23 protein-coding genes, 1 tRNA gene and 1 pseudogene are annotated in these 22,637 nt (G+C 42.2%); 13 read left to right on the top strand and 12 right to left on the bottom strand.

What is annotated here, in order from left to right; genetic code table 11:
- Positions 1 to 44: 44 nt before the first annotated feature.
- On the top strand, positions 45 to 2,255 hold the full coding sequence (locus tag AB5217_RS03730; RefSeq protein WP_032844522.1) for a heavy metal translocating P-type ATPase: 2,211 nt from the start codon (positions 45 to 47) through the stop codon (positions 2,253 to 2,255).
- A gap of 174 nt (positions 2,256 to 2,429) precedes the next feature.
- Here the strand turns inward: AB5217_RS03730 and AB5217_RS03725 are convergent, their stop codons facing one another.
- The gene (locus AB5217_RS03725; protein ID WP_004300415.1) at positions 2,430 to 3,269 is read right to left on the bottom strand and encodes a helix-turn-helix domain-containing protein; all 840 of its coding nucleotides are present in this window, start codon (positions 3,267 to 3,269) and stop codon (positions 2,430 to 2,432) included.
- 66 nt (positions 3,270 to 3,335) lie between these two features.
- On the opposite strand from AB5217_RS03725, the gene lipB reads away from it, so the two are divergent.
- Complete coding sequence (lipB, locus tag AB5217_RS03720) at positions 3,336 to 4,019, top strand: lipoyl(octanoyl) transferase LipB (protein WP_008775862.1); 684 nt, start codon at positions 3,336 to 3,338, stop codon at positions 4,017 to 4,019.
- On the opposite strand, the gene AB5217_RS03715 is transcribed toward lipB, so the two are convergent.
- From AB5217_RS03715 to AB5217_RS03685, 7 genes are all read right to left on the bottom strand, one after another.
- Positions 3,976 to 4,893: a PorV/PorQ family protein gene (locus AB5217_RS03715; protein ID WP_032849484.1), complete on the bottom strand. Its 918-nt coding sequence runs from the start codon at positions 4,891 to 4,893 to the stop codon at positions 3,976 to 3,978. The genes lipB and AB5217_RS03715 overlap by 44 nt on opposite strands.
- 2 nt (positions 4,894 to 4,895) lie before the next feature.
- Complete coding sequence (locus AB5217_RS03710; protein WP_032849483.1) at positions 4,896 to 6,452, bottom strand: N-acetylmuramoyl-L-alanine amidase-like domain-containing protein; 1,557 nt, start codon at positions 6,450 to 6,452, stop codon at positions 4,896 to 4,898.
- Between the two features lie 6 nt (positions 6,453 to 6,458).
- Entirely contained in the window at positions 6,459 to 8,447 is a 1,989-nt protein-coding gene (locus AB5217_RS03705; protein WP_004300419.1) for an OPT family oligopeptide transporter, read from the bottom strand.
- A 105-nt stretch (positions 8,448 to 8,552) separates the two neighbouring features.
- Complete coding sequence (locus tag AB5217_RS03700) at positions 8,553 to 8,948, bottom strand: DUF1573 domain-containing protein (protein WP_004300420.1); 396 nt, start codon at positions 8,946 to 8,948, stop codon at positions 8,553 to 8,555.
- Positions 8,949 to 9,045: 97 nt separating this feature from the next.
- A complete protein-coding gene (locus tag AB5217_RS03695; protein ID WP_004315891.1) occupies positions 9,046 to 9,669 on the bottom strand; it encodes a DUF4923 family protein in 624 nt (207 codons plus the stop codon).
- Positions 9,659 to 10,264 carry a ribosome biogenesis GTP-binding protein YihA/YsxC gene (gene yihA / locus AB5217_RS03690; RefSeq protein WP_004315890.1) on the bottom strand — a complete coding sequence of 202 codons (606 nt, stop codon included), beginning with the start codon at positions 10,262 to 10,264 and terminating at the stop codon, positions 9,659 to 9,661. Before yihA ends, AB5217_RS03695 begins: the two co-directional genes overlap by 11 nt.
- Positions 10,265 to 10,388: 124 nt before the next feature.
- Positions 10,389 to 11,843 (bottom strand): sodium:solute symporter, encoded by a 1,455-nt coding sequence (locus AB5217_RS03685; protein WP_022199365.1) that lies wholly within the window; start codon positions 11,841 to 11,843, stop codon positions 10,389 to 10,391.
- Positions 11,844 to 11,934: 91 nt separating this feature from the next.
- On the opposite strand from AB5217_RS03685, the gene recR reads away from it, so the two are divergent.
- Genes recR through AB5217_RS03670 form a run of 3 tightly spaced genes read left to right on the top strand, consistent with a single transcriptional unit; the run spans position 11,935 to position 13,570 of the window.
- Positions 11,935 to 12,552, top strand: a complete 618-nt coding sequence (recR, locus tag AB5217_RS03680) for a recombination mediator RecR (RefSeq protein ID WP_008775856.1) — start codon at positions 11,935 to 11,937, stop codon at positions 12,550 to 12,552.
- Positions 12,553 to 12,578: 26 nt separating this feature from the next.
- Positions 12,579 to 13,037, top strand: a complete 459-nt coding sequence (locus AB5217_RS03675; protein WP_004311639.1) for a hypothetical protein — start codon at positions 12,579 to 12,581, stop codon at positions 13,035 to 13,037.
- A complete protein-coding gene (locus AB5217_RS03670; protein WP_004311640.1) occupies positions 13,034 to 13,570 on the top strand; it encodes a GNAT family N-acetyltransferase in 537 nt (178 codons plus the stop codon). Before AB5217_RS03675 ends, AB5217_RS03670 begins: the two co-directional genes overlap by 4 nt.
- 4 nt (positions 13,571 to 13,574) lie before the next feature.
- On the opposite strand, the gene AB5217_RS03665 is transcribed toward AB5217_RS03670, so the two are convergent.
- Both AB5217_RS03665 and AB5217_RS03660 read right to left on the bottom strand, forming a co-directional pair.
- Positions 13,575 to 14,165, bottom strand: coding sequence for a YqgE/AlgH family protein (locus tag AB5217_RS03665; protein WP_008775855.1), 591 nt, complete (start codon positions 14,163 to 14,165; stop codon positions 13,575 to 13,577).
- Positions 14,166 to 14,259: 94 nt separating this feature from the next.
- Positions 14,260 to 15,576: an aminotransferase class I/II-fold pyridoxal phosphate-dependent enzyme gene (locus AB5217_RS03660; protein ID WP_004300428.1), complete on the bottom strand. Its 1,317-nt coding sequence runs from the start codon at positions 15,574 to 15,576 to the stop codon at positions 14,260 to 14,262.
- A gap of 152 nt (positions 15,577 to 15,728) precedes the next feature.
- Here AB5217_RS03660 and AB5217_RS03655 point away from each other — a divergent pair.
- Positions 15,729 to 15,802: transfer RNA gene (locus tag AB5217_RS03655), tRNA-Asp, on the top strand.
- A 73-nt stretch (positions 15,803 to 15,875) separates the two neighbouring features.
- On the opposite strand, the gene AB5217_RS03650 is transcribed toward AB5217_RS03655, so the two are convergent.
- On the bottom strand, positions 15,876 to 16,880 hold the full coding sequence (locus tag AB5217_RS03650) for a beta-ketoacyl-ACP synthase III (protein ID WP_032844515.1): 1,005 nt from the start codon (positions 16,878 to 16,880) through the stop codon (positions 15,876 to 15,878).
- Between the two features lie 432 nt (positions 16,881 to 17,312).
- The gene (locus AB5217_RS03645) at positions 17,313 to 17,537 is read right to left on the bottom strand and encodes a DnaB-like helicase C-terminal domain-containing protein (protein ID WP_004308201.1); all 225 of its coding nucleotides are present in this window, start codon (positions 17,535 to 17,537) and stop codon (positions 17,313 to 17,315) included.
- Positions 17,538 to 17,988: 451 nt separating this feature from the next.
- Here AB5217_RS03645 and AB5217_RS03640 point away from each other — a divergent pair, with 451 nt between their 5' ends.
- The 7 genes and pseudogenes from AB5217_RS03640 to AB5217_RS03610 all read left to right on the top strand — a co-directional run.
- Positions 17,989 to 18,396 (top strand): hypothetical protein, encoded by a 408-nt coding sequence (locus AB5217_RS03640; protein ID WP_004300432.1) that lies wholly within the window; start codon positions 17,989 to 17,991, stop codon positions 18,394 to 18,396.
- Between the two features lie 112 nt (positions 18,397 to 18,508).
- Positions 18,509 to 18,916 (top strand): hypothetical protein, encoded by a 408-nt coding sequence (locus tag AB5217_RS03635; protein WP_004300433.1) that lies wholly within the window; start codon positions 18,509 to 18,511, stop codon positions 18,914 to 18,916.
- Positions 18,917 to 18,919: 3 nt separating this feature from the next.
- A complete protein-coding gene (locus tag AB5217_RS03630; RefSeq protein WP_004300434.1) occupies positions 18,920 to 20,224 on the top strand; it encodes a DUF3440 domain-containing protein in 1,305 nt (434 codons plus the stop codon).
- On the top strand, positions 20,221 to 20,763 hold the full coding sequence (locus tag AB5217_RS03625) for an IbrB-like domain-containing protein (RefSeq protein ID WP_004300435.1): 543 nt from the start codon (positions 20,221 to 20,223) through the stop codon (positions 20,761 to 20,763). Before AB5217_RS03630 ends, AB5217_RS03625 begins: the two co-directional genes overlap by 4 nt.
- 423 nt (positions 20,764 to 21,186) lie before the next feature.
- Positions 21,187 to 21,486 carry a hypothetical protein gene (locus AB5217_RS03620; protein WP_004318544.1) on the top strand — a complete coding sequence of 100 codons (300 nt, stop codon included), beginning with the start codon at positions 21,187 to 21,189 and terminating at the stop codon, positions 21,484 to 21,486.
- A gap of 188 nt (positions 21,487 to 21,674) precedes the next feature.
- Complete coding sequence (locus AB5217_RS03615) at positions 21,675 to 22,040, top strand: hypothetical protein (protein WP_004300437.1); 366 nt, start codon at positions 21,675 to 21,677, stop codon at positions 22,038 to 22,040.
- Between the two features lie 21 nt (positions 22,041 to 22,061).
- Positions 22,062 to 22,628 (top strand): annotated as a pseudogene (locus tag AB5217_RS03610) (DUF3575 domain-containing protein); the annotation flags it as partial.
- Between the last annotated feature and the right edge of the window lie 9 nt (positions 22,629 to 22,637).

The raw sequence follows: 22,637 nt of genomic DNA, 5'->3' as shown, positions 1-22,637 counted from the left end.
CAACTTCTTTTTGAGAGGAGGGGAAGGCCGTAAACAATAATTATATGGGTAACACAACAAAAAAGGCATTTCCTGTGCTTAATATGCATTGTGCAGGATGTGCCAATAATGTAGAAAAAACAGTAAAAAAATTGCCGGGAGTCATTGAGGCTTCCGTTAATTTTGCTACCAATACATTGACCGTTTCTTATGAGAAAGAGCAGCTGACTCCCGGAGAGATTCGTGCGGCTGTGCTTGCGGCAGGTTATGATCTGATTGTGGAAGAAGCCCACAAAGAAGAACGCCGGGAAGAGGAACAGCATAAGCGTTACACTCGTTTGAAATGGAAGGTAATTGGAGCGTGGATTTTGGTAGTACCATTGTTGGTATATTCCATGATACTGATGCATGTACCATACTCTAATGAGATTCAAATGGTACTTGCTATCCCTGTTATGGTCTTTTTCGGAGGTGGTTTCTTCACCGGAGCCTGGAAACAGGCTAAATTAGGACGGAGTAATATGGATACTTTGGTTGCGCTTAGTACTTCCATTGCTTTTCTGTTCAGTCTGTTCAACACTTTCTTCCCCGAATTCTGGTATGACCGCGGATTGGAACCGCATGTCTATTATGAGGCTTCTGCGGTGATTATCGCTTTCGTTCTTACCGGAAAGTTGATGGAGGAACGTGCCAAAGGAAATACCTCAACAGCCATTCGTAAGTTGATGGGAATGCAGCCTAAAGCGGCTCGTGTTCTGCGCAATGGAGTGGAGGAGGAGATCTTGATTGAAAAACTCCAGGTAGGTGATTTGGTGGTTGTACGTCCGGGAGAGCAAATACCTGTGGACGGTCAGCTTTCCGAAGGCGATTCGTATGTCGATGAGAGTATGATTAGCGGTGAACCGGTTCCGGTAGAAAAGAAGAAAGGTGATAAAGTATTGGCAGGAACGATTAACCAGCGTGGTTCATTTATCATTCGTGCCGCACAGGTAGGCAGTGAAACGGTGCTTGCCCGTATTATCGCTATGGTGCAGGAAGCACAGGGCAGCAAAGCTCCCGTGCAACGCATTGTCGATCGTATTACGGGGATTTTTGTACCTGTCGTATTGGGCATTGCCATTCTTACATTTGTATTGTGGGTCACCATTGGTGGTAGTGAATATATCTCTTATGGTATTTTGTCGGCTGTTTCTGTTCTTGTCATTGCTTGTCCATGTGCTTTGGGACTTGCTACACCTACTGCATTGATGGTGGGTATAGGCAAAGCTGCCAGCCAGCATATTCTGATTAAAGATGCAGTGGCTTTGGAACAAATGCGCAAAGTAGATGTCGTTGTACTGGATAAAACGGGAACACTGACTGAAGGGCATCCTACAGCTACCGGATGGTTATGGGCGCAGTCGCAGGAACCACATTTCAAAGATGTACTTTTAGCTGCGGAAATGAAATCGGAGCATCCGCTTGCCGGCGCTATTGTCTCTGCGCTTCAGGACGAAGAAAAAATAAAACCTGCCGCGTTGGATAGCTTTGAAAGCATTACGGGAAAAGGAATTAAAGCCTCGTATGAGGGACATACTTACTGGGTAGGCAGTCATAAACTCCTGAAAGATTTCAGTGCGACAGTAAGCGATGTGATGGCTGAAATGCTGGTTCACTATGAATCGGACGGTAACGGCATCATTTACTTTGGACGTGAAAACGATTTATTGGCTATTATTGCTGTTTCCGACCCTATAAAGGCTACTTCTGCCGAAGCGGTGAAGGAACTGAAACGCCAAGGGATTGACATCTGTATGCTGACGGGCGACGGACAACGGACTGCACTAGCCGTTTCTTCCCGTTTAGGAATCGAACGTTTTGTTGCCGACGCTCTACCGGACGATAAGGCCGAATTTGTACGTGAGCTTCAAATGCAGGGAAAGAAGGTTGCGATGGTGGGCGATGGTATCAATGATTCGCAGGCACTGGCATTGGCTGACGTCAGCATTGCTATGGGAAAAGGAACTGATATTGCTATGGACGTGGCTATGGTGACTTTGATGACATCGGATTTGTTGCTGCTTCCTAAAGCCTTCCAGTTGTCAAAGCAGACGGTCAAACTGATTCATCAGAATCTTTTCTGGGCGTTTATTTACAACCTGATCGGTATTCCAATTGCTGCCGGTATCTTGTTCCCACTGAATGGTTTGTTATTAAATCCGATGCTGGCAAGTGCCGCAATGGCGTTCTCCAGTGTGAGCGTAGTGCTCAATTCGTTGAGCTTGGGACGAAAATGAGAAATGAACTATAAAAAGACAGGAACCTGTAAGCTGTAAACGATGAATGGCAAGCTGTCATTTATGAACAGCGTAAATAATAGACGGTGAATACTTTGCGGATAATGCGCAATTTATTCACCGTTCATTGTTTTGCATCTCACCATTTATGTTTTCTATCGTCCTTCGTGAAAATTATCTGTTTCTAAAGTCCAATGGTGTCATTCCTACATATCGTCTGAAATATTTGCCAAAGAAAGAGGCGCTGGGGAAGTTTAGAGAATATGCTATCTCTTGGATAGTCATATTGGTACCTTTCAGTTTGGCTTTAGCATCCATGATAACGATATAAGCAATGGTATCCAAAACACTTTTACCTGTCACTTGTCTCACAGTCGTGCTTAGATGTTGAAGAGATATACCTAATTTATCTGCGTAGAACTGTGCACGACGTTCATTTTTATAATTCTCGGTGATGGCTTGAATCAGTTCCCGGCAGATTTCCTTTTTGCGGTTCGAACTGCTGTTTTCGCCCGGAAATTTATGATATATCAGTCGTATGCTTGTCAAAATGGTCTGAAGAGACAATTCGACCAATTCAGAATCCATTTCGAAGTTCTCATTGCAACTGGCCCGTGATAATAGAGCAAAATAGTCTTTCAGATAACTGGCTACTTCTTCATTAAGAGGAACTACCGGCTGTTCTATCAGTTTGGGATATGCGTTACCAATATTCTTCATGAGATTGATCCGTCCGGCACAATGAGCAGAGAAGCCGGCAAAGCAAAGGCATACTTTTTCTGTTCTCTCCCGAAACTGAATGATTGTTCCCGGTAATAATGTTATTAAGTCATTGGGGTGAATTTCGTAATCAAGCAGATTGATGGAGGCTTTCATCGAACCTTCGGTACAGATGGCAACAATACATGCTTGCAACCGACAAGATTGCTTGTAAATATTGAGAATGTCTTCTGTTACATTCGTCCATGCTAATACTTCGGTAGGCAAGTCTACCTGTGGAAAGTCCATTTTCATAGTTGTGTGTGTTATATTAGGCCAACAAATGTACGCATTTTCTTTTTATTTCTTACCTTTGTTTTTATGAAAACAGTTTTTATTGATTGGAATTTGATACCATACGCCGAAGCATGGCAACGGCAAACAGAATGGTTTGATAACATTGTCCGGGCAAAAGTTCAGGGCGAGAGTTATGAAAACCGTATTGTGATGTGCGAACATCCCCATGTTTATACATTAGGACGTAGCGGGAAAGAAAATAATATGTTGTTGAGTGATGAACAACTGAAAGCAATTGATGCCACCCTTTATCATATTGATCGGGGAGGGGACATTACTTATCATGGTCCGGGACAACTGGTGTGCTATCCGATATTAAACCTGGAAGAATTTCAGTTAGGATTGAAAGAGTACGTTCATCTGTTGGAAGAAGCGGTGATTCGGGTATGTGCTTCTTATGGCATTGAAGCCGGACGTTTGGAGAAAGCGACAGGAGTCTGGTTGGAAGGTGATACGCCTCGTGCGCGTAAGATTTGTGCTATCGGAGTGAGGAGCAGCCATTATGTCACGATGCATGGACTGGCTTTGAATGTGAATACCGATTTACGTTATTTCAGTTATATCCACCCTTGCGGATTTATAGATAAAGGCGTCACTTCTCTTCGTCAGGAACTAAAGCACGATGTGCCGATGGACGAAGTGAAGCAACGCCTCGAAGAGGAGCTTAGAAAACTATTCCAACTCCCAGTTGCCAGGTGCGGCGCATAAAGCAATCTTTATCAGCCAAGGCGTATGAGAAGTCTGCACGTATCGGCCAGAAGTTTATTCCGCAGCCTAGAGTGCCGTAGTTGCCTACTCCTTTGTCTTTGTCTCCGAAATGATATCCCGCACGGACAACAGCATATTTCAGGAAATTATATTCGGCTCCTATGCCAGCCTGGAGATGACGGATTTCAGAGGGGAGCAGATAGTTGAAGTCGAGAGCCACCTGCAAACGGTTTTCTATGCTGAATGGCAGGTCGATTGTACCTCCCAATCCTAATCTGGCGGGTAACTTTTGTCCGTCCAGCTTTTTGCCTAAGTTGGCAGCTTGGAAACCAATGCTCCAGGAAGCCATTTCGTCCAATAGAGCCATATTGCGATAGTAGGTCGCGCCGAAGTCCAGACAAACGCTATTCTTGCTGTCTGCGCTTTCCGCGGCTTTGGCTTGCAGGTATCTGAACGTTAATGAAAGAGACAGATTTTTGGCTACATTTCTGAAATAAGCAGCTTCTAAGTCCCATACGTGAGGGCGGTAATCGAGCACCTTGGGATCTTTGAAATGCCGGAAACCTACAGCAAATCCATGTATGCCTTCCCTTCCGATCCGGTAGAAAAGAGAGGCGCTATGTAGCGCATAATCTTGGTTGATCTTAGCGTATGAATAACTCGCACCCATCACTTCTTGTGAGAAAGCGATGGTAGAAGCATTATGAAAAATAGCTGTACTACCGTTATCGGTGGTAGCTAATCCTGTACCTGCCATACCTGCCGATTGGGCGTCTGGAGTAAGTTCCAGAAAATAGGCGCTTGCCATTTCTTGTGCTCCCAGCAAAGTGGGGAATAAGCACGAGGCGAGAAGGAAATGTTTTACTCGTTTCATAATCAGTTATTTTTAGAGTGAGACATCCGGACAACACGTATGCCTGTCCACGATTTATTGTTGTTTAGCATGTGATTGAGAGGTTCGTCGCTGACAACTACTTTTCCCAATGTAGAAGAAGCGTGCAGCAGGTGCAGTTTTCCCTCTTTATATTCTGCTATTCCCACATGAGCAATGTCCAGTCCGGGCATCTTCGTTGTAATAGCAATAATGTCTCCATTCATGATCCAGGGCAATCCGGCTTCCGGCAGTTCGCTTTTCGGCAACCAATGTACGACTTTTCCGGAGATTGCTTTTTCATATTCGGCCATTTGTCGTACATTTTCCGGCGAATCAGCCAATTTTTTATATTGCTTGGGATGGGTAGACATATACGAAAGAGAGATTTTCTGGGTATGCGCACTGTTTTTGGCAGTAATATCGGTGAGGAATCCGTGGCGGATTCCGTTCTCTATCCATTCGGAAGTATAATGCAACCGGGAAGGATAACCGTTGATGATGCCGTCCCGATAACGTATTTTTTGCAGATTGTCGGCAAAGGAAGAGCCGAGTGCCTGTGCCAACGTGTATTCTACGAAAGTGAGGCAATCTACGGCATCAGTCCGGATCACTAATGATTCTTCTCCGTCTTGATCTAATGTGTTAGCCACGTATTTAGTTCCCAGGTAAGATTTCCCGATTCGTAACATGGGTTCGGGGTTTTCCGGGAATACAACGCCGTCGCGCAACCATTTCTCCAATTCCTGTGTCCATTGTTGCTTATATTTAAAATGATCCTGAAATCCCCAGCCATGTCCTCCGGTAGGATAAACATGGAGAGTTGCCGGAACCTTGTTTTTCTGTAAAGCAAGGTAATAGTTTACTCCGTGGTAAGGTGCTACGGAAGGGTCATCGGAGGTAAGAGCGATAAATGCTTGTGGAGTATCGGGCGTTACTTGCAATTCGGCGGAAAACTTCTGTATCTGTTCCATTGTGGGATTTTTGCCGAGCAATGCAGTTCTTGTATTTCCACGGGTGACTTGCATCATCGTAACTACCGGATAAAGTAATATCTGAAAGTCCGGACGTGTTTCCGAATTGTAGTGAGTGGCAAGTGTAGCAGTTAAATGCCCTCCCGCAGAGGCTCCCATTAATCCTACCTTGTAAGGATTGACATTCCATTCTTTGGCATGTTGGCGTACCATGCGAATGGCTTGTTCGGCGTCTGATACGGGGACTTCCCAATGTCCGTTCGGCATCCGGTATTTTAATACCATATAGGTAATACCTTGTCCGCAGAACCAAGGGGCCATATCATACCCCTCTCCATCCATACCCAATCCACGATACCCGCCTCCGGGACACATGATAATAGCCATTCCATTCGGCTTTTCCGGGTGGTAGACCGTCAGGGTGGGATGCGTGACATTCGTGACAAAATGAGGACGCGTTTCCTGCTCCTCTCCGGTTAGTCCACTGGAGTTGGGAGCACCGTCGGGCCACAAAGGTAGCTCGACGGGCTGCTGCGCAAATGATATGGCAGTTACAAGTGATACTATAATGGATAATAGTCTCCTCATAATGATTTATTTAACTTTCATTGAAGCCTTTATAAAGTAAAGAATCAGTAAGGCATACGCTCCTAATGCCAACACTTCTGACCAAGTATTGTTCAACCATGCCTCATTAACCAGATTGATTCCACCAAAGCGCATCGCGGCACTGATTACTCCCATCAATGCACCTCCGGCAATGAAACCGGATGCCAGTAAAGTTCCTTTTTCACCTCTTTCCGTATTCAGAGATGCGTCTTTGCTACGTGTTGTAACAAACCAATTCACTGCTCCACCCACTACCAGCGGCACATTCAGTTCCAATGGAATAAACATACCCAATGCGAAAGCTAATGCAGGAATTTTACAAAGAGTCAGAATAATAGCTAAGACAGCACCAATGCCATATAGCAACCAGGGTGCACCTACACCGCTCATCAGCGGTTCGATAACGGCTGCCATCGCATTTGCTTGCGGAGCAGCCAGTGCGCCACTTGTAAATCCGTATGTCTTATTCAGGATAATCATTACACCGCCTACTGTTGCAGCCGATACGATTGTTCCCAAGAACTTCCATGTTTCCTGTTTGGCAGGCGTGCTTCCGAGCCAGTAACCAATCTTCAAGTCGGTGATAAAACCTCCTGCCATCGACAGTGCGGTACATACTACACCACCCATTACCAATGCGGCAACCATGCCTGAAGGACCTTTCAGTCCGACAGCTACCATCACTACGGAAGCCAAAATCAGCGTCATCAATGTCATTCCCGAAACCGGATTAGTACCAACAATCGCAATGGCGTTAGCTGCTACTGTGGTGAACAGGAAAGAGATGCCGGCAACCAAAACAATGGCTACCAATGTATGCAACAGATTCCCTTGCATGACATCGAGATAGAAGAATAATACGATTAATATCAGTGTGATGATGGAACCGATAGCGATAATCTTCATGGAAAGATCCCGTTGGGTACGGATAATGCTTTTCTCTACATTCCCTTTACCGCCCATCTCTTTGGCTGCCAGTCCGACAGCGCTCTTGATGATGCTCCAGGAACGGATAATACCGATCACACCTGCCATAGCGATACCGCCGATACCGATGCTCTTGGCATAATATTTGAATATTTCTTCCGGACTCATCATACCTACGGTAGAGGTGATTTCCGGATTCCATGCATTCAGTACACTGTCACCCCAGATAGCAGACATTCCCGGAATGATAATCCACCACACAGCCAGTGAACCGGCACAAATGATGGAAGCATATTTCAGTCCGACGATATATCCCAAACCAAGCACAGCGGCACCGGTGTTTACCTTGAATACTAATTTTGCCTTTTCTGCCAGCATTTCTCCGGCACTGCAAACACGGGTAGTAAAATTCTCGTTCCACCATCCGAATGTCGCTACGATGAAGTCATATAATCCGCCGATCATACCTGCCATCAATAACGGTTTGGCCTGACTGCCGCCTTTTTCGCCGGAGATCAACACCTGTGTAGTGGCTGTTGCTTCCGGGAAAGGATATTTTCCATGCATGTCGCTGACGAAGTATTTACGGAAAGGAATCAGGAATAGAATACCCAATACGCCACCCAATAAAGAGCTGATGAATACCTGCATGAAGGTAACCGTCATCTCGGGATATTTAGCTTGGAGAATATAAAGAGCGGGGAGGGTGAAGATCGCTCCGGCAACGATTACTCCGGAACAAGCTCCGATAGACTGGATAATCACATTTTCGCCCAACGCATTTTTTCTTTTGGCAGCTCCGGAAACTCCTACGGCAATGATCGCAATTGGAATAGCTGCTTCAAATACCTGTCCGACCTTCAACCCCAGATAGGCAGCGGCGGCCGAAAAAAGGATTGCCATGGCAATACCCCATGCTACTGACCAGATATTAACTTCCGGATAATTTTTAGAGGGACCCATCAACGGGTTGTACACTTCCCCGGGTTTCAACTCTCTGAACGCATTCTCGGGTAACCCGGTGAATTTGTCTTCTTCTTGTTTCATAGTTTTTATAATTTGCTAATGTGTTAATTTACATTTCCGTCCTCAAAGTAAACAAAAAAAAAGGAGAACCGAAAGATTCTCCTTTATGTAATAGTCTATTTTTTCCTACTTTGCATCTTTTGCCGTCATATCGCCTTCGATATACAATCTTACCATCTCTGTTTTGGCGTTGGTACGCAAGGTGATTGATTTTTTGAAATGTCCCGGATATTTGCCTGTTCCGTTATAAGTCACCTTGATTGTTCCTTTTTTGCCCGGCATGATGGGTTCCTTTGTATATTCGGGTACTGTACATCCGCAAGAGGCTACAGCCTGATGGATCACCAGCGGGGCATCGCCGATATTAGTAAAGGTAAATGTGCAACTGACAACCGGGCTGTTTTCAGAAAACTTACCGAAATCGTGAGTTGTTTTGTCAAACTTGATATCTGCATTTGTTTGTGCAAATGCAAAGCTTACGCCCATTACTAACAGGGTCATTAAAAAAAGTATCTTTTTCATTTTTCCTTCTCTTTTTGATTACAAACGACAAAGATAATGCTTTTCCCCTAAAATATACTTTATGGAGTGCGAAATAGTATTAAACGATTCTCTTTTGCTATTTTGAGAGCTGGAATCCGAGCATCATTCCATCGTAATTTTCGGCCAGTGAACTAACTGTTTTCAGTGCGGTACTGCTACTTTTGCTACCGATGAAAGCCATTAGTTTCAACAGTTTGTCCGAGTTGAACAGTAACTCCAGTGAGCTGGAACTGCAATTTACTTTAGCGTGCAGATTCAGAAGTTTCAAATACTTCAAATCAACTTGTTTGGTTGAAGCATTGTAGGAGTAAGTGCCTTTCAATGTTTTCTTGCCCACCGTGCTGGTGAAAGTACTGTCGGCATTGAAAGTGAAACTCATCTGGCCGTCTTTAATACCTATTTTGCTTAATTGTTCGTTCAGCTTATTTTCAGCCATAGTAGCTGCGGCAGCTCCGCCTGCTTTCATTAGTAAGTTATCCGATTCGAACTCTACCGCCGAACCTTTGTAGCTCCATGTTCCGGTCATGTCGATAGATTCGGTGGTTCCGGTGATGGCATTTACTACTTTTGAAATGTTGTCCTTATTTAATAAGTCGGACCATGATTGCGCCTGGCTGTTAGTTGCCGTTAGCATAAATACTGCCAAAAAGGCAATAGATAAAAAACTCTTTTTCATTTTCATTCTTCTTTCATTTAACATTGAGATCCTTGTTTATGTTTTCTATGTAATTGAGTATATCAACACGTCCTGTGCGGTCTTCCGAGGAAGATACGAAGTGAGGAGGGAGCTCTTCCCATTGTTTGCCCAACTCACGTAAATAGGCATTGATATTCATTTTTAAACGTCCACCTTTTAGCTTGTCGGCTTTGGTAAAGATGATAGAGAAGGGGATACCGTTCTCGCCCAGCCATTCCATAAACTCGAGGTCTATTTTTTGAGGTTCCAGCCGGCTGTCTATCAGGACAAAGAGGTTGGTCATTTGTTCCCGTTCCAAGATATAATCTTCGATTATGGTGCGTATCTGGTCTTTCCCTTTTTGTCCGCGTCGGGCATAGCCATATCCCGGAAGGTCGACGAGATACCAATTCTTATTGATAAGGAAGTGGTTGATTAACATCGTTTTTCCCGGAGTAGAGGAGGTCATGGCCAGACCTTTACGACTGGTCAACATATTGATAAGACTTGATTTACCCACATTCGAACGGCCTATAAAGGCATATTCCGGGAAAATACCGGCTGGGCATTTCTTCACGTCCGTATTGCTAATCACAAATTCAGCACTTGTTATTTCCATTTTCTTGTCATTTATTTCTTTGTAAAATCGTTTATAATAAACTTGTTCATTGTTTATAATAAACTATTGCGCAGTTTATAATAAACTCTGCCATTATTTATTATAAACTTCGGAGTACCTGTTTTCATGGTACTTTCAGCGTTTTCCCTTTTTTAGACATACAAATTAACCCCGCAAAGGTAAGCGTTCCATTTAACATTAGCAATTCATAACCGAATTTATATCCGGTTTCTTTTTCAATCCACCAGTCGGCAAGATAGCAGATCAGTGGTGAAAGGATGGCTATGAGAGGAACCCACCGGTCGTTCGTTTGCCTGCGTGTAAAAAGTCCGAAAGCAAACATTCCAAGCAGGGGGCCGTATGTGTAGGAGGCGATGATATATATGGCGTCAATAACGCTCTTATTATTAAGTATTTCTACCAGGCAGATGAAGAATGCCAATAAGACTGATAACGATAAATGCACTTTGCTTCTTTTGCGACGTGCCGTTTCTTCTGTGTCTTTTTCCGTATTCAGCAGGTCTACGCATACACTGGTTGTCATGGCTGTCAGGGCGGAATCCGAGTTGCTGAAAGCTGCTGCGATAATACCGATTGTAAAAAGTACCAATACGGATTGTCCCAGATAACCTTGGGCTGCAAACATGGGTAGTATATCATCATTCATGGCTGGCAGTTCGAGGTGCATCTGTCCCGCTAGCGCTATTAATAGAATTCCCAAGCATAGAAAAAGGAAATTTAGCGGAATGAATGAGAAACCGTAGCAGTACATGTTTTTTTGTGCTTCCTGGAGGTTCCGGCAAGAAAGATTCTTTTGCATCATATCCTGATCCAGTCCGGTCATTACGATGACGATGAAGATACCACTGAAGAACTGTTTGAAGAAGTTCTGTCGGGATACCCAGTCGTCAAATACAAAAATACGGCTGTGTTCGCTGTTTTGGATTGTTTGCACAATGCCGCTGAAGTTAAGGTCTAATCTTTGGATCGTAAAATAGATGATAAAAATCAGAGCGGCAATCAGGCAAAATGTTTGTAAGGTATCTGTCCACACAATGGTCTTTATTCCGCTTTTATGAGTATATATCCATACCAATGCAACCGAACCGACAGCAATCAGCCAAAAGGGAACGTGCATTTCCTGAAATACATACGTATGGAGAATGAGGCATACCAGATAAAGTTTGGCTGCGGTTCCCAACATGCGTGACAGCAGAAAGAAAAAGGAACCGGTGCGATAGGCACGCATCCCGATGCGGGTGCCGAGATATCCGTAGATACTTGTCAGATTCAACTTATAATATAAAGGAAGTAAGATATGGGCTACGGCCATGTATCCGAAGAAAAATCCGAGTACCGTTTGCATATACGTCATATCCATTCCGCGCACCATTCCCGGTACAGAGACGAAAGTGACTCCGGAGATAGAGGCGCCAATCATTCCAAAAGAGACTATATACCAAGGTGATTGGTTCTCTCCCTTGAAGAACGCTGCATTCGATCCGCCCTTACGTCCGGTGATACGGGCTATTAGTAATAATACCGCGAAGTAGCAAAGAATAGTGACTAGTATCATCATAACAGATGCAAAGGTAGCAATTTTTGTAGGTATTAAAAACAATAATCTGTATCTTTGCAAGGTTTTATCGATAGAACAGCAAATATTATCTATGAACCAACAATATCCTTCTATACTGCTTGAAAAGGCAGTCGGCGAATTTTCCAAACTTCCGGGTATCGGGCGTAAGACGGCTATGAGGCTTGTTCTGCATCTGCTCCGTCAGGATACGGCTACGGTGGAAGCTTTCGGAAATTCTATCATAACGTTGAAACGTGAGGTGAAATACTGCAAAGTGTGTCATAATATATCCGATACTGAAACTTGCCAGATTTGCGCTAATCCGCAACGGGATGTTTCCACTGTCTGTGTGGTGGAAAATATCCGTGATGTAATGGCGGTGGAAGCAACCCAGCAGTATCGCGGGCTTTATCACGTTTTGGGTGGGGTTATTTCTCCAATGGACGGAGTCGGACCGAGTGACCTTCAAATTGAAAGCCTGGTGCAGCGGGTGGCTGAAGGTGGAATCAAAGAAGTTATTCTGGCATTGAGCACTACGATGGAGGGGGATACTACCAACTTCTATATCTATCGCAAGCTGGATAAACTAGGGGTTAAACTAAGTGTGATAGCCCGTGGCATATCGGTTGGTGATGAACTTGAATATGCCGATGAAGTAACTTTAGGACGCAGTATTGTGAACCGGACGCTTTTTACCGGAACTGTATAATCATTATTAATCATTTAAGAACGAACATGGAAGAACAGATAAAACGAGCTGTCAGAAATTTGAATATCAGTTATGTTTTCTTTTGGGTGCTCCCGGCATTTTTGCTTGGGGCAGGAGAATTTGAACTTTTTCCCGTAGGAGGTTTGGTAGATAACGCATCAGCTACCTATTATTTTGAGACGGTCGGCATTTTGCTCACTGCTTTGTGTGTGCCTCTTTCTCTCAAATTATTTAGCTTGGTGCTTAAGAAAAAGATAGATCACATGACTATCACGCTTGCCTTGAAGCGATATGTGCAATGGAACATTGTTCGCTTGGGAGTGCTTGAAGTAGCTATTGTAGTGAACCTTTTGTGTTACTACCTGACGTTGAGCAGTACGGGTAACCTCTGTATGCTGATTGGCCTCACGGCGTCACTTTTCTGCCTGCCCAGTGAGAAGAGATTGCGTAACGAACTTCACATTGCAAAAGAAGAAAAGCTATGAGACAGTCTTTCTTGATGAACGAGCGTATCTATCTTCGTGCGGTAGAACCGGAAGATATGGACATTATGTACGAGATGGAAAATGACCCTTCAATGTGGGATATTAGTAATTTTACGGTTCCTTATTCCCGTTATGTGCTTCGTCAATACATCGAAGGCTCACAGTGCGATGTGTTTGCCGATAAGCAATTGCGGCTGATGATTGTACGCAAATCTGACCAGTGTATACTCGGCACAATTGATATAACAGATTTTGTACCCCTTCATTCGCGGGGAGAAGTAGGGATTGCCGTCCATAAGGATTATCGGCAACGAGGTTATGCTACTGATGCATTGAAATTGCTTTGTGAATATGCTTTTGATTTTCTGTCTTTAAGTCAACTCTATGCACATGTCATGACGGATAATGAAGTATGTGTAAAACTGTTCACCTCTTGTGGTTTCGTTCAATGCGGATTATTAAAAAACTGGTTGCAGGTGGAGGGTTGTTACAAAGATGCATTGCTTCTCCAATGTTTGAATCCTAAGAAATGAGAAATTAATTGAGAGTAGGCACTTGTGGGAAACGTGACCACGTTTCATACTTGCTGCCTAACTTCTCTAAAGCTTTCCGCCACATATCTTTAATATTGTTTTTCATCAGATATGATTTCTCTTCCTCGGACACCAACCAAGTGTTTTCTCTGATTTCGTTGCTCAACTGTTCGCTATCCCAACCGGAATATCCCAAGAAGAAACGAATGCATTCACTGATTTTATTCCCTTGTAATATATATTTCTTTATTTCATCAAAATCTCCATTCAGATAAAGCCCTTTACTGATAGAAATGGATCCGGGGATATCAGATAATGTGTGGAGATAAAATAGGGTATCAGTGGCAATAGGTCCACCTTTGTATAGAGGAATCTCATCCAGGTATTTAAATTCCATGATGATATCGTTAAGGAACAATGGCAGTTGCTTGTTGATAACCAATCCCATACTTCCTTCATCCGTATGATCGACCAGTAAAATTACGGATCTGCCAAACGTTGCGTCACGTAGAAAAGGTTCTGATATTAAAATCCTTCCTCTCGATGGCAACACATTATTCGATTGAATCTTAAATATGTCAGAGTCGATATTCATGCCACTAAAGTAAGAAAAAAAACGGAATAACAATCGTTCTTTCCGTTTTTTTTCATTTTAAGAATGGCTTTTATGAATATCTTATGTCAAATAATCAGGCTATCGGATGATTTTCAGCAAATAGTTTCATTCTTTCATCCAGTTGAGCATATTGGTGGTCTTTAATGAAAGAGGTACACGCGCGCAATCCTTCCTGATGGCTTCCTGTAGTTACTAATGAGATAGCGCTGACTCCGTAGTACATCAATTCTTTCGCCAGTTCGCCACTGGTCATTCCCGGATAACCGATGGTGAAATAAAATCCGTCTGCAATCGGCTCGCCCAGATCGTTGTCATATACCAGATGAAAACCGTGACGGAGGAAGATTTCTTTTAATTTCCGTGCTCTTTCACCGTATATCTTCACTTCGTTAAGGAAATTATATTGTCCTTCGTTGGCAGCTTTCAGCATGGCGGCCATGGCGAACTGTGCAGAATGACTAGTTCCTGAAGAAAGCGCATAAAGCACACGGTGAATGAAAACCGTTCCGAAAGTTCCGCCACCATATCGTTTGGTCAGTCCCGGATAGCTTCGGTGGTATAGTTTATCAGAGATACAACTTACCCCAATACGTTGCCCGGCGTAGCTGAATGCTTTTGAGCCGGAAATCAGCAATACGTAATTGTCCGTATAATGGGCAACTGATGGCTGGAAAGGAGGTTGATACGGTTTACTTAAATCTTGGCGGAAGTCCATGGCAAAATAAGCCAAATCCTCCAGAACAATCACATCATACAGTGTTGCCAATTCACCGATAATCCTCAATTCTTCTTCTTTCAGGCAAATCCAGCTGGGATTATTGGGATTTGAATAAATGATGGCTGATATATTTCCTTTTTTCAGATAGCTTTCCAGTTTCTCTTTCAGTTTTTCTCCGCGGTAGTCATACACATCAAATGTTTCAAACTTTTGCCCCATTACAACCAACTGCTGTTTCTGTACCGGAAACCCTGGATCGATAAACAAAATCGTATCTTTCTTTTCGTCACATTGGCTGCAAGTAAGAAATGAAGCGAATGTACCTTGCATGGAACCAGTGACAGGCACACAACCTTCCGGACTTAAATCTACGTTGATGAATGCTTTGATAAAGTTGGATGCCTCTTTCTTTAGTTCCGGCAATCCGTTGATGTCGGGATATAGACTGGCAATGCCATTTTGTAATGCTTCAATTTCCGCTTTCACGCCTACAGCGGAAGGAGGAAGTCCCGGAACACCCATTTCCATTTTGATAAATTCAACTCCCGATGCTGTTTCTGCTTTTGAAGCAATAGCTTTCACTTCACGAATGGTAGCTTTGGAAAAATCGACAATTTGAAACTCATTGATGGTTTCGTCAATCAGATGTCGTTCAATTGGTGTATTTTTCATTCTATTTTCTATTTTATTAGTAGCTGCAAATGTACACGATAATTCTTAATAAACCCACTTTTTCAGAAAAAAGATACTGAAGCTATTGCAGGTTTCAAAAAAATATCTACCTTTGCATCCGCAATCGAGAGAGATGCTAAAGTGAATATTTTGGTGCGTTAGTTCAGTTGGTTAGAATACATGCCTGTCACGCATGGGGTCACGGGTTCGAGTCCCGTACGCACCGCATTAGGAAATAAAAAATCCTCTGATTTACTGAAAATCAGAGGATTTTTTATTTTGAAGATAGCGAATAATCGCTATCTCTTTTTTCCATCATATCCCCATTTCACATAGATGGCTCCCCATGCAAATCCTGCTCCAAATGCAGTAAGAATTAGGTTATCTCCTTTTTTGAATTTATCTTCAAAATCCCAGAGGCAGAGTGAGAGAGTGCCGGCACTAGTGTTACCGTATCGTTCGATGTTGACCATGACCTTTTCGACAGGAACTTCCAAACGTTGTGTTACGGCGGTGATAATACGTTGATTAGCCTGATGAGGAATTACCCAGTCGATGTTTTCTTTGCTTAGATGGTTTCTTGCAATGATAGATTCACAGGCATCAGCCATGTTGGATACTGCATATTTGAATACAGTACGTCCTTCCTGATAGATATAATGCATTTGATTATCCAATGTATAATAAGAAGGAGTACATATAGAGCCACCCGCTTTAATGTGCAAAAAAGGCAATCCTTTACCATCTGTTCTTAACACAGCATCCATAATGCCAAAATCTTCAGTAGTAGGTTCAAGCATGACAGCTGCTCCGCCATCACCGAAAATCGGACAAGTTGCCCGGTCGGCATAATTTATTATTGACGACATCTTTTCAGCGCCTACAACTACCACTTTCTTGTAATTTCCAGAACGGATAAAATTGGCTCCAGTCTCCAGTGCATATAAAAAACCGCTGCAAACAGCTTGCATGTCAAAAGCAAAAGCTCTTTTCAGTCCCAGTCTTTCACATAAAATAGAAGCCGTGGAAGGAAAGCGGTAGTCAGGGGTTGTTGTAGCTACAATTATCAGATCAATATCATCCGGATTTGTTCGGGTGCGTTTTATTAACTGTTTGACAGCTTTACGAGCTATGTAAGAAGTTCCCAGTCCTTCCTCTTTCAAAATACGTCTTTCCTTAATACCAATACGCCCCATAATCCATTCGTCGGTAGTATCTACCATTTTGGAAATCTCATCATTGGTCAAGATGTAATCGGGTACATATCCTCCGACTCCTGTAATTACTGCGTTTATTTTTTCCATTCGTTTTATCTAGTTTTGGTAAATTGAATAAGGAGGTTCATTCGAAAATCAAAAATGCGGGCGCAAATATATGGAAAAGAGACCGAATTCCAATAGTAGTTTGTGAAACTGTAGCCTTTTTAATTAATAAAAAGGAATATTTGACCAAATTTTGTCTAAATTTTTAGCAGGCAATTTTTGTTTAAATGAATGAGTTGTTGTAAATAATTGATTCATAGGTAATTGTGAATGTTGCTCCGGTATTGCTAACTACGAAGTTTGTCAAACAACTCGTCATTGTATAAAGATGACTTATTGGTTAGAGACTATTTAAATTTTATGCAAATCATATTTTCGCTTCCTTTCTTGTCTTGCAGGTTCAAGATTTTCTTGATGACTTGCAAATGTGTGTTCTTCTAAATCCATACTGCCATCGGTAATGTATGGTAATAGTCAGTTATTCATCAAGAAAAATATTGTATATGTGAAAATATACACAGCGATATGATAACCGGCAGAAGCTGCAGTACGTACCAGATGCAGTGTAAATGCTGTTTTACCTACCGCAGGACGGGCGGCAATAACGATCTCCTCACCGGGTTGCCAGCCGCATGTCACCCGGTCAAGGTCGGCAAATCCAGTAGTCAGTCCTGTAGCACTGTTCTTGTTGCTGGCCATGCGGGCCTCTATCAACTTATAGTGTCCTCTATGAGTTGTGACGTGGAACAGAGATGTTCGGCAGTACCACATTCATTTTCCAATCGGTCGAGGAGGGTATGGGCATTTGCCAGCGTATCGTCTGTATCAGTTATCCTGATAGTTGGGAAAATAAGCCACTGCCATCTCGGATAGTACGTGGCAACCGTGAAGCAGCCAGTCAAAAGATTGATTATCCATTGTTTAAAATATTTTAGTACGCCGCAAAATTATGACTCGTTTCATTGGATGAAAAAAACGTTTTTCTGATGCTGGTAATTTAAATGTAAAATAAGTATGAATATTTTTAAATAAAAATCTAATTATTTAAACAATCTTTTCTATATTTGCATTCGATATTAGATTTTATATGGCAGTTTTGTCGATTAATAATCAGTAATATCAAACCATTTATATATAACTAAATTTTATAATGTTGAAAGGAATAGAAATAATAAAAGATCGTTTACAACGAAAGCGAAAACAGTACATCCATCAGGGAGAGAAAATAGAACAAATGAAGTGTACAATGCAAAACACCGGTGAGGAAATTGAGCAACTGGAATATGTGCTTAATGAGATGGAGCATATAGCGGATGTAAATCGTGCGCCACGAGTGATTCCAAATGCTAGGGTGGAGGAGGTGTTTGCATATCTCTGCCGGGTGTTTGAGTTTTTGCAGCACCGTTTAAAGCTGCATTTCAAATATAAATTGGCATGCGAAGTCATCTTTGCCTACTATCAGTTTAAAAGTCGGTTGCATACTCCTGGACGGGAATATTTAAGCTTTGCAACTATACTGACTTACTTTAAACGTGAAAGAGGAATGGCGTATGGGTGATTTCAAAAATATCGAAATATAGAGATAATAGTGTGAAAAACAAATGTTTTAGGAACAGAAATGACGAATTTGATATTTTTTCCTTATTTTTGTGTGTCCATTTTTGAATGATATGATACAGATAATACGATTAAAAGGAAAAGACAAACACTTATATCGGCTTTTAGCGCCGATGGTGATGGATCCCGAAGTGATACGCGCAAACAATAATTACCCTTTCAAGACGGGCGAAGAGTATGTGTGGTTCATTGCGATTGAAGATAAAGAAGTGGTGGGCTTCGTCCCCGTGGAACAGAAAAGCCGGAAGAAAGCTGTAATCAATAATTATTATGTGAAGGCAGAAGGCACCGTACGGGAGGAAATCCTGTCACATCTGTTGCCCGCTATCGTTGCGGAATTTAGGCCCGAGAGTTGGTTGCTCAATTCGGTCACACTGGTACAAGATAAAGGAACATTTGAAAAGTTTGAATTTGTATCGATGGACAAGAAATGGACACGGTATGTAAAAATGTATAGATAACTTATGACGAAAAAGAAAATAGCAGGCACAAAGAATGTATATGAATTAGCACAAGAACGACTGAAAGTTATATTTAATGAATTTGATAATATATATGTGTCATTCTCCGGAGGTAAAGACAGCGGGGTACTGCTGAATATGTGTATCGATTATATCCGGAAGAATAACCTGAAGGTACGTTTGGGAGTTTTTCACATGGATTATGAGATCCAGTATAAAATGACCATCGACTATGTAGACCGGATGCTGGAGGCCAATAAGGATATTTTGGATGTATACCGGGTATGCATCCCTTTCCGTGTGGCTACCTGCACCTCGATGTATCAATCTTTTTGGCGTCCGTGGGAAGACAGCAAAAAGAATATATGGGTTCGTTCCATGCCGAAAAAGGCAATGACCAAAGAAGATTTTCCTTTTTATAATACAACCATGTGGGATTATGAATTTCAGATGCGTTTTGCGCAATGGATACATAATAAAAAAGATGCAGTGCGCACTTGTTGTCTGATCGGGATTCGTACACAGGAAAGTTTCAATCGGTGGAGATGTATCTATATGAGCCGTAAATTCCAGATGTATCATAAATATAAATGGACTTCAAAAGTAGGGAATGATATTTATAATGCCTACCCTATTTATGACTGGAAAACAACGGATGTATGGACTGCCAATGGAAAATTCCAGTGGGATTATAATGTTTTATACGATCTTTATTATCGTGCCGGAGTCAATCTGGAGCGTCAGCGTGTAGCAAGTCCCTTTATTAATGAGGCACAAGAGAGCTTGCAGCTTTACCGGGTGCTTGATCCTAATACCTGGGGTAAAATGGTGGGAAGGGTGAACGGTGTGAACTTTACCGGTATGTATGGTGGTACTCATGCAATGGGATGGCAATCGGTGAAACTTCCCGAAGGATATACATGGCGCGAGTTTATGTATTTTTTGTTGTCTACTCTGCCGGAGCGGGCGAGGAAGAATTATCTACGGAAACTTTCAGTGAGCGTGAATTTCTGGCGGACAAAAGGCGGATGCCTGAGTGATGCCACCATCCAGAAGCTGATTGATGCGAAAGTACCGATTATCGTTATGGACAACAGTAACTACAAAACGTTGAAAAAACCGGTACGTATGGAATATCAGGATGATATTGACATTCCGGAATTCAAAGAAATACCCACGTATAAGCGAATGTGCGTTTGTATTCTTAAGAATGACCATGCCTGCAAATATATGGGATTCTCACCTACAAAGGAGGAGATGAGTAAGAGAAGTCAAATTATGGAACAATATAGAATCATAGTATCATGAGTGTAGATAAAAGCCCTGTTTACGAGGTAAAAGCGGTACCCGTAGAAAAAGTATATGCGAACGATTATAATCCGAATGTCGTTGCACCGCCTGAAATGAAGTTGCTGGAACTTTCTATTTGGGAAGATGGCTTTACGATGCCATGTGTATGTTACTACAATAAAGATGAAGACCGTTATATCCTGGTGGATGGTTACCATCGCTATACGGTATTGAAAACTTCCCAACGAATCTATAAGCGTGAAAACGGTTTGTTGCCGATTGTGGTGATAGACAAAGACTTGTCTAACCGTATGAGTTCAACAATCCGGCACAACCGTGCGCGTGGAATGCATAACATTGAATTGATGTGCAACATTGTTGCGGAGCTTGATAAGGCAGGTATGTCCGATCAATGGATAATGAAAAATATTGGTATGGATCGTGATGAATTGTTGCGCCTGAAACAAATTTCAGGACTTGCTGATCTGTTTGCTAATCGCGAATTCAGTATTCCTGATGAGGTGGCACCTACGGAAACTGAGCGTAAAACCTTATAATCTGATAGTTATATATATACAGAAATTGAGCATTTTGTCATTTGGGCACAAATTATACAAGTTATTAGCTTATTTTGTTGTATAAAACAGCTAGTTATTCTGTCTAATTTGTGCCTAAGTTGTGTCTAAATGACACGAAAAACTATAACTTCCCTCTATTGTCCAAGTTTTTACGAAAGAAACTTGGGAATTTTAAAATGTTCGCATATCGAAAGAAATGAGGATATTGAGTATTTTTGTTGTGAATTTCGTAACCTTGTTGTTCGCTACCTACATAATTAGCCCCTTTATTCTAAGTTGATTCTCTGTAACAGAAATGAATACAATTTTGTATCTCCTTTAATATTCCGAAATTTGCAATATGAGATTTGGACAAAAAATATTGTCCTGAGAGAAAAGCAAAAAGAGAAGTAAGAGAGATATATGAGAAGTAGAAGAAAGTACATTAGAGAATTAATGAGAGAAATAACAAGACTTACAACCTGTTTTTTATATTTGATTTCTTTATTATCTGTGGTGGGGTGTGTGCAGGAGTTGAATGTGACCGGCACTCTCATCCAATTAACGCCAGAGGTGACAACTTGTGCGGATATATATGCCGGGTTGTTGATTAAACCATTGAGCAATCCATTGCTTGGCTCTCTGCCTTATAGTGACATTCAAGAAACTATTCCCATGAATTATATTATGTATGAGTCCGGCTTCAGAACAACACCTGTCTGAACATTCAAGGGACTTACAAAAGTCAAGACTCTTATTACAAGATACCGATAGTCACTTCCGTTGGTCTAGTGATAACATAGGTAACCATAGGTAACAGTGGGGGACTCTGACTGGTTGATGTGGTATGAAGAAGGACAAAGAGAAACAGGTGACAGGATGATGTATATCTAACATTAAAAACAGGAAATTTGGAAAAAGAAGTTCATATTAGACAAAGGAAAGCTGTTCCTGCTGCGGGAAGTACGCTTCAGCTCATGCCTACTGAAAATTCAAATTCGGAGGTATATGAAATCAATTATTTCTGCCTTACGGGCGAAGTGGATGAAAGTGCTAAAAATTGGATCCGTCTGTATTCTTCCGTAATGCCGGAGGAACATACAGGAGAAGAACGCATTATCGTTGAAGACGGTAAGATATATATTAAGGTATTGCCCAATATAGAGGCGGATTCCAGAAACGGAATCGTACATCTCACAACAATGGCGTCTTCCGTTAAAACGGGCATCAGTAATGTGCAACGCATAAAAATAGATGTTACTCAATTGGGGCAATAAATAACAGTAAATGTGATATAAATGAAGAAAGTTGCTATACTCATATTATTCATGCTCGGATGTGCTATTTCCGAGGGTTATGCCCAGAAGGTTGCGTTGAAAAGCAATCTGCTGTATGACGCTACCACTACCATGAATTTGGGGTTGGAGATCGGACTGGTGCGTAAATGGACGCTGGACATTCCGGTCAATTATAATCCGTGGAAACTTTCCGACGGCAAACGCCTCCGTCATTGGGGGATACAACCCGAAGTTCGTTACTGGTTTTGTGAGAGTTTTCGCCGTATATTTATCGGAATGCACGGACATTATGCCGATTTCAATGTAGGAGGGTGGCCCGACTGGTCTTTTATCAGTGACAATATGCAGCATACGCGTTATCAGGGATATCTTTATGGCGGTGGCTTTTCCGTAGGATATTCGTGGATTCTGAAAAAACGCTGGAGTATAGAAACGTCTGTCGGAGTGGGATATGCGCACATTGTATATGACAAGTATCCTTGCGCTACCTGTGGTACGAGATTGAAGGAAAGCAGCAAAAATTATTTCGGACCTACCAAAGCAAGTGTGTCACTTATTTATGTAATTTTAAATAAT

The sequence above is a fragment of the Bacteroides sp. MSSM.1001136sp1_RTP21357st2_D2_RTP21359_211015 genome (assembly GCF_040913205.1).
Taxonomy (GTDB): Bacteria; Bacteroidota; Bacteroidia; order Bacteroidales; family Bacteroidaceae; genus Bacteroides; species Bacteroides ovatus.
The sequence above is the reverse complement of the archived record's forward strand: the minus strand, read 5'-3'. Positions and strand labels throughout refer to the sequence as shown.

Bases quoted from the DNA above. Each gene is read 5' to 3' on its own strand.
- AB5217_RS03730 (WP_032844522.1), top strand. From the start codon at position 45: ATGGGTAACACAACAAAAAAGGCATTTCCTGTGCTTAATATGCATTGT.
- AB5217_RS03725 (WP_004300415.1), bottom strand. From the start codon at position 3,269: ATGAAAATGGACTTTCCACAGGTAGACTTGCCTACCGAAGTATTAGCA.
- lipB (WP_008775862.1), top strand. From the start codon at position 3,336: ATGAAAACAGTTTTTATTGATTGGAATTTGATACCATACGCCGAAGCA.
- AB5217_RS03715 (WP_032849484.1), bottom strand. From the start codon at position 4,893: ATGAAACGAGTAAAACATTTCCTTCTCGCCTCGTGCTTATTCCCCACT.
- AB5217_RS03710 (WP_032849483.1), bottom strand. From the start codon at position 6,452: ATGAGGAGACTATTATCCATTATAGTATCACTTGTAACTGCCATATCA.
- AB5217_RS03705 (WP_004300419.1), bottom strand. From the start codon at position 8,447: ATGAAACAAGAAGAAGACAAATTCACCGGGTTACCCGAGAATGCGTTC.
- AB5217_RS03700 (WP_004300420.1), bottom strand. From the start codon at position 8,948: ATGAAAAAGATACTTTTTTTAATGACCCTGTTAGTAATGGGCGTAAGC.
- AB5217_RS03695 (WP_004315891.1), bottom strand. From the start codon at position 9,669: ATGTTAAATGAAAGAAGAATGAAAATGAAAAAGAGTTTTTTATCTATT.
- yihA (WP_004315890.1), bottom strand. From the start codon at position 10,264: ATGGAAATAACAAGTGCTGAATTTGTGATTAGCAATACGGACGTGAAG.
- AB5217_RS03685 (WP_022199365.1), bottom strand. From the start codon at position 11,843: ATGATGATACTAGTCACTATTCTTTGCTACTTCGCGGTATTATTACTA.
- recR (WP_008775856.1), top strand. From the start codon at position 11,935: ATGAACCAACAATATCCTTCTATACTGCTTGAAAAGGCAGTCGGCGAA.
- AB5217_RS03675 (WP_004311639.1), top strand. From the start codon at position 12,579: ATGGAAGAACAGATAAAACGAGCTGTCAGAAATTTGAATATCAGTTAT.
- AB5217_RS03670 (WP_004311640.1), top strand. From the start codon at position 13,034: ATGAGACAGTCTTTCTTGATGAACGAGCGTATCTATCTTCGTGCGGTA.
- AB5217_RS03665 (WP_008775855.1), bottom strand. From the start codon at position 14,165: ATGAATATCGACTCTGACATATTTAAGATTCAATCGAATAATGTGTTG.
- AB5217_RS03660 (WP_004300428.1), bottom strand. From the start codon at position 15,576: ATGAAAAATACACCAATTGAACGACATCTGATTGACGAAACCATCAAT.
- AB5217_RS03650 (WP_032844515.1), bottom strand. From the start codon at position 16,880: ATGGAAAAAATAAACGCAGTAATTACAGGAGTCGGAGGATATGTACCC.
- AB5217_RS03645 (WP_004308201.1), bottom strand. From the start codon at position 17,537: ATGGCCAGCAACAAGAACAGTGCTACAGGACTGACTACTGGATTTGCC.
- AB5217_RS03640 (WP_004300432.1), top strand. From the start codon at position 17,989: ATGTTGAAAGGAATAGAAATAATAAAAGATCGTTTACAACGAAAGCGA.
- AB5217_RS03635 (WP_004300433.1), top strand. From the start codon at position 18,509: ATGATACAGATAATACGATTAAAAGGAAAAGACAAACACTTATATCGG.
- AB5217_RS03630 (WP_004300434.1), top strand. From the start codon at position 18,920: ATGACGAAAAAGAAAATAGCAGGCACAAAGAATGTATATGAATTAGCA.
- AB5217_RS03625 (WP_004300435.1), top strand. From the start codon at position 20,221: ATGAGTGTAGATAAAAGCCCTGTTTACGAGGTAAAAGCGGTACCCGTA.
- AB5217_RS03620 (WP_004318544.1), top strand. From the start codon at position 21,187: ATGAGAAGTAGAAGAAAGTACATTAGAGAATTAATGAGAGAAATAACA.